At 49.5% G+C, this 10,484-nt stretch carries 9 protein-coding genes; 8 read left to right on the forward strand and 1 reads right to left on the reverse strand.

From position 1 onward, the window contains the following. Positions 1 to 178 precede the first annotated feature (178 nt). The 4 genes from NSU01_RS07430 to NSU01_RS07445 all read left to right on the forward strand — a co-directional run bounded on the left by NSU01_RS07430 (position 179) and on the right by NSU01_RS07445 (position 4,266). Complete coding sequence (locus tag NSU01_RS07430) at positions 179 to 1,717, forward strand: ABC transporter ATP-binding protein (protein WP_076248943.1); 1,539 nt, start codon at positions 179 to 181, stop codon at positions 1,715 to 1,717. Continuing rightward, positions 1,710 to 2,786, forward strand: a complete 1,077-nt coding sequence (locus NSU01_RS07435; RefSeq protein WP_039301514.1) for an ABC transporter permease — start codon at positions 1,710 to 1,712, stop codon at positions 2,784 to 2,786. The genes NSU01_RS07430 and NSU01_RS07435 overlap by 8 nt, the downstream gene beginning before the upstream one ends. Then, a complete protein-coding gene (locus NSU01_RS07440) occupies positions 2,787 to 3,737 on the forward strand; it encodes an ABC transporter permease (RefSeq protein WP_042134484.1) in 951 nt (316 codons plus the stop codon). It abuts the gene before it with no gap. A gap of 175 nt (positions 3,738 to 3,912) precedes the next feature. Further along, a complete protein-coding gene (locus NSU01_RS07445) occupies positions 3,913 to 4,266 on the forward strand; it encodes a hypothetical protein (RefSeq protein ID WP_076248941.1) in 354 nt (117 codons plus the stop codon). A gap of 22 nt (positions 4,267 to 4,288) precedes the next feature. On the opposite strand, the gene NSU01_RS07450 is transcribed toward NSU01_RS07445, so the two are convergent. Further along, entirely contained in the window at positions 4,289 to 4,735 is a 447-nt protein-coding gene (locus NSU01_RS07450) for a GNAT family N-acetyltransferase (RefSeq protein WP_039301506.1), read from the reverse strand. Between the two features lie 621 nt (positions 4,736 to 5,356). Here NSU01_RS07450 and ilvB point away from each other — a divergent pair. From ilvB to NSU01_RS07470, 4 genes are all read left to right on the forward strand, one after another. Continuing rightward, on the forward strand, positions 5,357 to 7,108 hold the full coding sequence (gene ilvB, locus NSU01_RS07455) for a biosynthetic-type acetolactate synthase large subunit (protein ID WP_039301503.1): 1,752 nt from the start codon (positions 5,357 to 5,359) through the stop codon (positions 7,106 to 7,108). Between the two features lie 5 nt (positions 7,109 to 7,113). Further along, on the forward strand, positions 7,114 to 7,593 hold the full coding sequence (gene ilvN / locus NSU01_RS07460; protein WP_039301592.1) for an acetolactate synthase small subunit: 480 nt from the start codon (positions 7,114 to 7,116) through the stop codon (positions 7,591 to 7,593). Between the two features lie 182 nt (positions 7,594 to 7,775). Next, complete coding sequence (ilvC, locus tag NSU01_RS07465; protein ID WP_039301500.1) at positions 7,776 to 8,768, forward strand: ketol-acid reductoisomerase; 993 nt, start codon at positions 7,776 to 7,778, stop codon at positions 8,766 to 8,768. Between the two features lie 105 nt (positions 8,769 to 8,873). Next, positions 8,874 to 10,415: a 2-isopropylmalate synthase gene (locus tag NSU01_RS07470; RefSeq protein WP_039301498.1), complete on the forward strand. Its 1,542-nt coding sequence runs from the start codon at positions 8,874 to 8,876 to the stop codon at positions 10,413 to 10,415. The last annotated feature ends 69 nt before the right edge of the window (positions 10,416 to 10,484 follow it).

Consider the following 10,484-nt stretch of genomic DNA (forward strand, 5'->3'; position numbering starts at 1 on the left):
TTCTTTGCATCACCTTTACTGGATTTAACCATATCAAGAAACAAGGCCGGTTACTTGAGCTGGCCTTGTTCTCTGTTACAACATTTGTTATAGGTATACACAGCGGTACCGTCCTGCATAGGGCGGTACAGCCGTGTCTATAAGGCAGTATTATATATTCTGTGATGAGGGTGATACCATGAGTGCTGCGGCTCCTGTCGTAGAGTTGAAGCAAATCACAAAACGCTTTCCCGGTATTGTCGCGAATGACTCTATCAGTCTGACGCTGGAAAAAGGCGAGATACATGCACTGCTTGGTGAGAATGGGGCAGGCAAATCAACCTTGATGAATATCGTATTCGGACTGTACCAGCCCGATGAAGGCAGCATCGAAATCGACGGGAAACCGGTTATTATCGATAACCCCAATAAGGCTATTGAGCTTGGCATTGGTATGGTTCACCAACATTTCAAGCTAGTAGAGCCTTTTACGGTAACCGAGAACATTGTTCTTGGCATGGAACCGAAAAAAGGTCTTAAAATCGACTATAAATCCGCTGCGGAGCAGGTTCGTAAGCTATCGGAGCAGTACGGTCTTCAAGTCAATCCAAATGCCAAAATTCATGACATTTCGGTAGGCATGCAGCAACGGGTAGAGATTATGAAAACCCTGTACCGCGGAGCGGATATACTTATATTCGACGAGCCTACCGCTGTACTTACGCCCCAGGAAATTACTGAACTGATGGCGATTATGAAGCGGCTCGTTGCCGAAGGCAAGTCCATTATACTTATTACCCATAAGCTGAAAGAAATTATGCAGATTTCCGACCGTGTAACCATTATCCGGCGGGGCAAGGTAATTGATACCGTTAAGACCTCCGGCACAAATCCGAACGAGCTGGCCGAAAAAATGGTCGGACGCGGTGTTACCTTCAAAGTAGACAAGCAGCCGGCACATATTGGTGAAGGCATCCTGAAGCTGTCTGATGTCAGAAGTAAAAGCAAGGATGGGATCCCTGTGCTGAATGGCCTCAGCTTTGAAGTGAAAGCGGGCGAGATTCTGGGGATTGCTGGCGTCGACGGCAACGGACAAAGTGAGCTTATTCAGGCGATTACCGGTTTGCGCAAGATCGATTCCGGTTCAATTACAGTTTCGGGCAAGGAAATTACCAACCTCTCTCCGCGTAAGGTGTCTGAAATGAATGTCTCCCATATCCCGGAAGACCGACACAAGCATGGACTGGTACTTGATTTCACCGTGAGTGAGAATATGGTGCTGGAAACGTATTATAAGAGCCCGTACAATCAGAACGGATTCTTGAATAAGGATGTTATCAACAAGCATGCAGAAGATCTGGTGAAGCAATTCGATGTGCGTACGCCTTCAATTGAGAACAAAGCCCGGTCATTATCCGGCGGTAATCAACAGAAAGCGATTATTGCGCGGGAAATAGACAAAAATCCGACGCTCCTGATTGCAGCACAGCCTACACGCGGCCTTGATGTCGGAGCCATTGAATTTGTTCAGAAGCAGCTGATTGCCCAGCGTGACCAGGGCAAAGCCGTATTGCTGATCTCTTTTGAACTGGACGAAATTATGAATGTATCCGACAGAATTGCCGTTATTTATGAAGGGCAGATTGTCGGAGAAGTATTCCCGCAGGATACGAATGACCAGGAACTGGGTCTGATGATGGCGGGCAGCTTGAAGCGGGGAGGCCACGCGGATGTCTAGAATCAAAAAAATATTCGCTACAGACACCTACATTATTCCGCTTATTGCGATTCTGTTGGGTTTCCTGGTCGGCGCTATCGTTATGCTGATTGGCGGATACGATCCGGTTGCAGCCTACTCAGCGTTATTCAAACGTGTATTCGGCAGTCCATACGATTTCGGTGAAGCTGTGCGCGAGATGACTCCGCTAATGTTCACAGGTCTCGCGGTAGCCTTTGCTTTCCGTTCAGGGATGTTCAACATTGGCGCGGATGGCCAGGTGATGATCGGCATGACGGCTGCCTCAGTAGTCGGCATCAAGCTTGGCGGCGTATTGCCTGCATTCCTGCTTGTACCTCTTGCGGTGATTGCAGCGGGTGTATGCGGCGGACTTTGGGCGGGGATTGCCGGTTACCTGAAGGCCAAACGCGGAATCAACGAAGTTATTACTACGATCATGTTGAACTGGATTGCGCTCTTCCTGTCGAACTATATTGTCCGGACCTTCCTGCTCTTACAGGGACAGAACCGTTCGGAAGATAACCCGGCATCGCTGTCGATGACCTTTCTGTTCTCCACATTCGACAATGCCCGTCTGCACTGGGGAACGGTTATTGCCCTTGCAGCAGCTACATTCTTCTACGTCTATTTGTGGAAAACCAAGCAAGGTTACGAAATGCGTGCGGTAGGTTTAAACCCGCATGCTGCAGAATATGCAGGTATGAATGTAGGACGCAATGTGATCAAAGCGATGTTCATCAGTGGTGTGTTCGCCGGATTGGCGGGAGCTGGTGAGGTACTGGGTGTGTTCCATTATCAATCGGTATTCGCGGCATCACCTGGTTATGGATTCGATGGTATCGCTGTGGCTCTGCTCGGGCTGACTCATCCGCTCGGCGTCATTCTCGCTGCTATTCTATACGGTACGCTTACGTATGGTTCTGCAGGGATGAGCTTTGGTGCTGATGTACCTCCGGAGTTGATCCGTATTGTCATCGGTTCAATTATTTTCTTCATTGCTGCGCAAGGCATTGTACGCTGGGTGCTCAAACCGTTTTACTTCAAGCGCAAGAAAGAGAAGGTGTTATAGATGGAAGTCTTAGGCCAACTGCTCAATACAACGCTTGTTTTTTCCACGGCGCTTATATTTGCCGCCCTTGGCGGCATCTTCTCTGAACGATCCGGTGTCGTCAACATCGGACTTGAAGGCTTGATGATGTTTGGTGCATTTGCTGCAGCAGTAGGCGGGTACTATGCTCAGGAAGCAGGAATGGGTGAATGGGCGCCATGGGTTGGTGTGCTTAGTGCCATGGCTGTGGGTGTGATTGGTTCACTGATTCATGCGGTGGCTTCGATAACCTTCAAGGCCGATCAGACGATAAGTGGTACGGTCATCAACTTCCTTGCCGCAGGCAGTACACTGTACATGGTTAAGCTAATCTTCGACGGATCCGGTGAAACTCCGCTGATCGACGGTTTTAGCAAAGTAGCCATTCCCGGACTTTCCAAGATACCAGTGATCGGAGAAGGGATTTTTAATTCCTATCCAACGACCTACTTAGCGATTATATTGGTAGTTGTTATTTATTTCGTCCTGTTCAAAACTCCGTTTGGACTCCGTCTGCGTGCAGTCGGTGAACATCCGAGTGCAGCAGATACACTTGGTGTAAATGTAAACAAGATGAGATATATTGGTGTAATGCTTAGCGGCCTGCTGGCTGGTATCGGCGGAGCTACGATTACTTTGACAACTACCGGTACGTTTGCACACAATACCATCTCCGGACAAGGCTTCATTGCCATTGCGGCGATGATCTTCGGTAAATGGAATCCGCTCGGTGCTTTCGGAGCAGCCGTATTCTTCGGTCTGTCCCAGGCCATCCGTAACTATGTGCAATTGTTTGAATGGTCCAAGAGTATCCCGCAGGAATTCATTTTCATGATTCCTTATGTACTAACCATCATCGTCCTGGTCAGTGCAGTCGGACGTTCTTCGGCACCTAAGGCTTTGGGGGAACCATACGATCCGGGCAAACGCTAGGGTCGGTATCTCCTGTTTAATTCTTTTTCGTTGCAGAGCGCATTTCCGGTTATCCGGAAATACGTTTTTTTGTTAGCGGTGATGCTGCTCCTTCATGATTCGGGCAGGACAGATGTACAGGCAAATACCGGCCGAGGCGAATAGACTGCTTAAGAAACTCATTAGGAGGGATATTATGGCACAGCCGGTTACGAAAAAACAAGTCATGAAGCTGGTGGGTAAAAATATCGTTGCAGTAAAAAAAGACGGCTCCAAGGTGATGGGCAAGTTACTCCGTGTTTCGGGCAACCGTCTTGTTCTACAGCGTATCAGTGGTAAAAAAGTACAAACCAAAGCATTGATTCCGCTTGTATTGTTTGATTTGCTGGCTATAGGTACGGCTCCATATGGCTATGGCGGTGGAGGCTATGGCTATGGCGGTGCCCCATATGGAGGCGGTTATGGCTATGGCCCAGGGCCTGTTCCCGGTCCTTACGGCGGTTATGGTCCAGGTCCCGGTTATGGTGTCCCACCTATTGGATTCTTTTAAGCTGTAGAACAGCCTGAGTTCATCAGATGAACTGTTTTTCAAGCTCATAACAGTAGTTTTGCGGTTGATAACGGGCTACGCTGTAGCCCAGTTTTTCATAAAAGGCAAGACCGGCTGTATTCCCGGTATCCACAGAAACCTTTGCCCGCCGGCATGCACGTGATAGTGCAAACCGCTCCGCTCTGTCCATCAGCATATTCCCGTAACGCCTACGCCTTGCATTAGGCGCAATGGCGAGCATATCGATATATAACAAATCTCCATGCAGCATAAAGTGTACGAACCCCAGCGGATCACTCTCATAGTCAGGACAAGCCACGAGAGTAACGCCTTGCCCCAGACGGCGGGGCAGATCTTTTCTGACCTGATTGATAATCGTCTGTGGAAGATGGGATAGCGGGACAAGCTGCTTTTCAATCAAGTCAAAAATGACGGTGTCATCCTGCTTGGGTCTGCGGTAACGAATCATAAAATGCCCCCTTTCCACGCATTGTCGTACATCATATGCCCTGCCTGGTGTGGGCGTTCCGGAAAGGGTAGAACAACATTTTGTGAAGAATTTAATATATATCCGCAAGATGGGTATTGACTTACCGTGTGAGGAAATCATATAATGTGTCTAAACATTTTAACGAACATACATGTATCGGCGATGAAGAGGACGAAGTTTTAAGGGCTCTTTTGTTCAGAGAGTGAGAGGAACTGCTGCAACCTCCACCAAAATCCCTTATATACGAGCTCACCTCGGAGCTGTTTCCCTGAAAGGTCCATCAGCAAGAGCGGTGGAATTATTAGGGGGAATCGTTTAGTCCGCGTTAGGGACTTCAGGTTACAGAGATTTGGGCCCTGCCTACATCGATGGATTTTTGTATCCTGATAAGGCATTTCATCGTGAGATGTAATGCAAACATGGGTGGTACCACGGAAGCTAAACCTTTCGTCCCTCACGCGCTTATTCTGCGCGTGGGAGGCGAGAGGTTTTTTTGTTGAATAGGGAGGATTTACAGCCTGTTCGTCAATATTAAATGTTGTATAAAAGACGTCCTGTCATTTGAATAATGAATGTGAACAATCGAAGGGAGGAATACTGATGAGCGCGCAATTACCGGAAGAAGTGCGGTCTATAGAGCAGTTACGTGAGAAATGGAAAAATCCTGAGGTGATTACAGGTTCCGAAGTCCTGCTGCGCAGTCTAGTACTGGAAGGTGTGGATACTGTATTCGGATATCCGGGCGGGGCTGTACTCTATATCTATGATGCTCTTTATGGATTCGATGATTTCAAACATATTCTGACACGCCATGAGCAGGGAGCGATTCATGCAGCTGACGGATATGCCAGAGCGAGCGGCAAAGCAGGCGTATGTATCGCCACTTCAGGCCCGGGGGCAACTAATCTGGTAACAGGAATTGCTACTGCATTCATGGACTCTGTTCCGCTGGTGGTAATCACCGGGAACGTATTCTCCAGCCTGATCGGCACAGATGCTTTTCAGGAAGCGGATATTACCGGTATAACGATGCCGATTACGAAGCACAGCTATCTGGTACGGGATGTTGAAGACCTGCCGCGAATTATTCATGAGGCCTTCCATATCGCGAATACGGGACGCAAGGGTCCGGTACTGATTGATATTCCGAAGGATGTATCTGCTGCTAAGACATTGTTCACGCCGGTTCAGCAGCAAGGCGTTAACCTTCGCGGCTACAACCCGCGCACTGTGCCTAACAAGCTTCAGCTTGATAAGCTGGTGAAGGCCATTGCTGCTGCAGAGCGTCCGATCATTATTGCAGGCGGCGGGGTCATTTACTCCGGGGCGCATGAAGCGATGTATGAATTCGTGAAGCGTACAGAAATTCCTATTACTACAACACTTCTGGGTCTGGGCTGTTATCCGAGTGCGGAGGATCTGTGGATGGGAATGCCGGGCATGCACGGTACCTATACAGCGAACAATGCGATTCAACAATGCGATCTGCTGATTAATATTGGTGCCCGGTTTGATGACCGTGTGACCGGTAAGCTGGATGGTTTCGCTCCCAAAGCCAAGATTGTTCATATCGACATCGATCCGGCGGAGATCGGCAAGAATGTATCGCCTGATATTCCAATCGTTGGCGATGTCAAAACCGTGCTGGAAATGCTGATTCCTGATGTAAAGCGGGCCGCGAATGCGGATGCCTGGAGAACGCAAATCGCCCAGTGGAAGCTGGATCAGCCGCTGCGTTATAAAGATTCAGAGTCAGAGCTGAAACCGCAATGGGTAATTCAAATGATTAATGACACCACTAAAGGCGAGGCAATTGTCACTACTGACGTAGGACAGCACCAGATGTGGGCTGCACAATATTACAAATTCAATCACCCGCGCGCATGGATTACTTCAGGTGGTCTTGGTACAATGGGCTTCGGCTTCCCTGCGGCAATCGGAGCGCAAATGGCACATCCGGAGCGGCTGGTAGTCTCCATTAATGGTGACGGCGGCATGCAGATGTGTTCACAGGAACTTGCGATTTGTGCGATTAATAAGATTCCGGTCAAAATCGTTGTAATCAACAATCAGGTACTGGGAATGGTCCGGCAATGGCAGAATCTCATCTATGAGAAGCGTTACAGCTATACCGATCTTGCCGGCAGTCCGGATTTTGTGAAATTGGCTGAAGCTTACGGAGTTAAGGGTCTGCGGGCTACGAATAAAGAGGAAGCCGGAGCTGCGTGGAAAGAAGCCCTGGAAACACCTGGACCCGTCCTGGTAGAATTCGTTGTCCCTAAAGACGAGAATGTCTACCCGATGGTAACCCAAGGGTCAACCATTGATCAAATGCTGATGGGGGATGAATAGCGGTGATGAGACATACGATTTCCGTGCTTGTAAATGACCAGCCAGGTGTGCTGCAGCGGGTATCCGGACTGTTCGGCCGCCGGGGGTTCAATATTGAGAGTATAACTGTAGGCCAGTCTGAAGAGATTGGGCTGTCCCGGATGGTTATCGTTACTCTTGGAGACCAGCATACGCTTGAGCAGATTGAGAAGCAGCTCTACAAGCTGATCGATGTCATCAAGGTTATTGATCTTGGCTCCAAGCCCATGGTTGCCCGTGAGCTGGCGTTGATTAAGGTCAAGGCTGATCCGGCTGAACGGCCTGAGATTATGGGTGTTGTCGAAACCTTCCGGGCCTCGGTAGTGGATATCGGAACAACAAGCTTACTAGTACAGGTGGTTGGAGAGACCCAGAAAATTGATGCTATGATTGAGCTGCTGAAGCCTTATGGCATTAAGGAACTGTCACGAACAGGTGTAACGGCGATGATCCGCGGTAATGCGTGATCGTCACAATTTACAGCTTTAACGGATTACTGCTTGCTTGCATTAATTTATTAAGATATGGTTAGGCTTTCCCGCGAAAGAGCGGGGGCTTGAGGAGCACGGCAATGCATAGGTAAGGAAACACCGCGCTCTTGAAGCACCCGCTCTTTACGATGGGTCCAAATTAAAGGAGGATATTGACAATGGCAGTTACAACGTACTATGAACAGGATGCAGAGCTTAGCGTATTAAAAGGAAAGACAATTGCAGTAATCGGGTACGGAAGCCAAGGGCATGCTCAGGCACAGAACTTGCGTGACAGTGGACTTCAGGTTGTCATCGGCCTGCGTGAAGGCAAATCTTTTGAAACTGCCAAGAATGACGGTTTTGAAGTATTGTCTGTAGCAGAAGCAGTATCCCGTGCAGATGTAGTGCAGATTCTCATGCCGGACGAAACACAGGCATCCGTATATAAGAATGAAATTGAACCGAACCTGAAGAACGGCGCGGCTCTGATGTTCTCCCATGGCTTTAACGTACATTTTGGTCAAATCGTTGCTCCTAAGGATGCAGACGTGCTGCTGGTAGCACCTAAGTCCCCGGGCCACATGGTTCGCCGTACTTATGTTGAAGGCTTCGGAGTTCCCGGCCTGATCGCCATCGAACAGGATGCAACCGGTAATGCCAAGGCGATCGGACTTGCATATGCCAAAGGTATCGGCTGTACCCGTGCAGGAGTTATCGAAACTTCCTTCCGCGAAGAAACAGAAACAGATTTGTTCGGTGAACAAGCTGTCCTCTGCGGCGGTGTATCTGCACTGATCAAAGCCGGATTCGAAACACTGACAGAAGCCGGTTATGCTCCTGAGATGGCTTACTTCGAGTGTCTGCATGAAATGAAATTGATCGTGGACCTGGTGTATGAAGGCGGACTTGCCACTATGCGCGATTCCATCAGTAACACAGCTGAATACGGTGATTATGTAACCGGACCACGCATCATCACGGATGAAACCAAAAAAGCAATGAAAGAAGTGCTGTCCGATATTCAACAAGGTAAATTCGCCCGCGACTTTATCCTTGAGAACCAATCCGGCCGTGCCTTCCTGACAGCTACCCGCCGCAACGAAGCCGCTCATCCGGTAGAAGTGGTAGGAAGCCAGCTGCGTGAAATGATGCACTGGATTAAGAAATAGGACATATACTTAAGACTACATGAACCATAGGTGATTCTCAGATGCGGCCGTAATTTTGCGAGCCGCATTTGGGGATTTATGGACAATTTGCAGGAGGTGCTCAGCATGCGGAAAATATATGTGTTCGACACGACGCTGCGTGACGGAGAGCAGTCACCGGGTGTGAACCTCAACACGCGCGAGAAGGTGGAAATCGCCTATCAGCTGGAGAAGCTGGGAATTGACCGGATGGAAGCCGGATTCCCTGCGGCATCGCCCGGAGATCTGGCTGCGGTTAACGCAGTGGCCAGAGCCGTAAAGAACGTCACTTTGATTGGCCTCTCCCGTTCCAGAGAGAGTGATATCGATGCGGTTAAGGAAGCGCTGCAGGGAGCACAGGATCCTTGTATTCATATTTTCCTTGCTACATCACCGATTCACCGCCAGCACAAGCTCCGTATGGATAAAGCACAGGTACTGGAAACTGCGCAGTCGGCTATCCGTTATGCCAAGAAATATTTCCCCAAGCTGGAGTTCTCTTTGGAGGATGCCGGCCGGACAGAACGTGATTTCATGGCTGAAATGGTGTCGATGGCGATCCGTGAAGGAGCCAATGTGGTGAACATCCCTGATACTGTGGGCTATCTGAATCCTTCGGAATACGGAGCGATTTTCAAATTCCTGAAGGATACGGTGCCGGATATCGAACGGGTACAGCTCAGTGCACATTGTCATAATGATCTGGGGATGGCTACCGCCAATACGCTTGCTGCCATTCAGAATGGCGCGGATCAGATCGAAGGGACCATTAACGGCATTGGTGAGCGGGCAGGAAATACGGCTATTGAAGAGGTAGCGCTGGCGCTGGAGACCCGCAGCGAATTTTTTGACGCCAAAACTTCACTGGTCCTGTCGGAAATATCCCGTACCAGCCGCTTGGTCAGCAAGCTGACCGGGATGGTAGTGCCCGGGAATAAGGCCATCGTCGGGGCCAACGCCTTCGCGCATGAATCTGGTATTCATCAGGATGGCATGCTGAAGGAGAAGACCACCTACGAGATCATGACACCTGAAACGATCGGCCTCAAAGAAAGTAAGCTGGTGCTGGGCAAGCACTCCGGACGCCATGCCTTCCGCGACAAGCTCAGTGATCTGGGCTATGACGTCCCGGAGGAAGAGCTGAATGCCGCTTTTGCCAAGTTCAAGGATCTGGCGGACAAGAAGAAGGAAGTCTCGGATGAGGATATTCTGGCTCTTCTGGAAGAGAAGCTGATCGATACACCGGAGACCTTCAGCCTGCAGACAATATATGTGACTTATGGTAATGAAGCTACGCCAACGGCCAAAGTTATTATTAACGGGCAGGAGCCGCAGCCGATTGTGGCAGTTGCCGAGGGTAATGGTTCCGTAGACGCGATCTATAACGCCATTGATCAGGCTACTGGTGAGGAAGTCACCTTGGGCGACTATTCGATTAAGGCAGTCAGCAGAGGTAAAGACGCACAGGGTGAGGTTCATGTTGTGCTGTCCCAAGGCGAGATCGCAGCGCAGGGCCGCGGACTCAGTACCGATATCCTGGAAGCGAGTGCCAGAGCCTATCTGGATGCACTTAACAAGCTGATTGAGAAGCGTAAGACGCTGCTCCCGGCCGACCAAGCCAGCCTTTAAAACGGTATATATAGAAGCTTTCCACTAAAGTAAAACCTGAGTTTAAGCCATTGGGCCAGCAGAACATTC

The sequence above is a fragment of the Paenibacillus sp. FSL H8-0259 genome (assembly GCF_037963255.1).
Classification (GTDB): domain Bacteria; phylum Bacillota; class Bacilli; order Paenibacillales; family Paenibacillaceae; genus Paenibacillus_AQ; species Paenibacillus_AQ phytohabitans.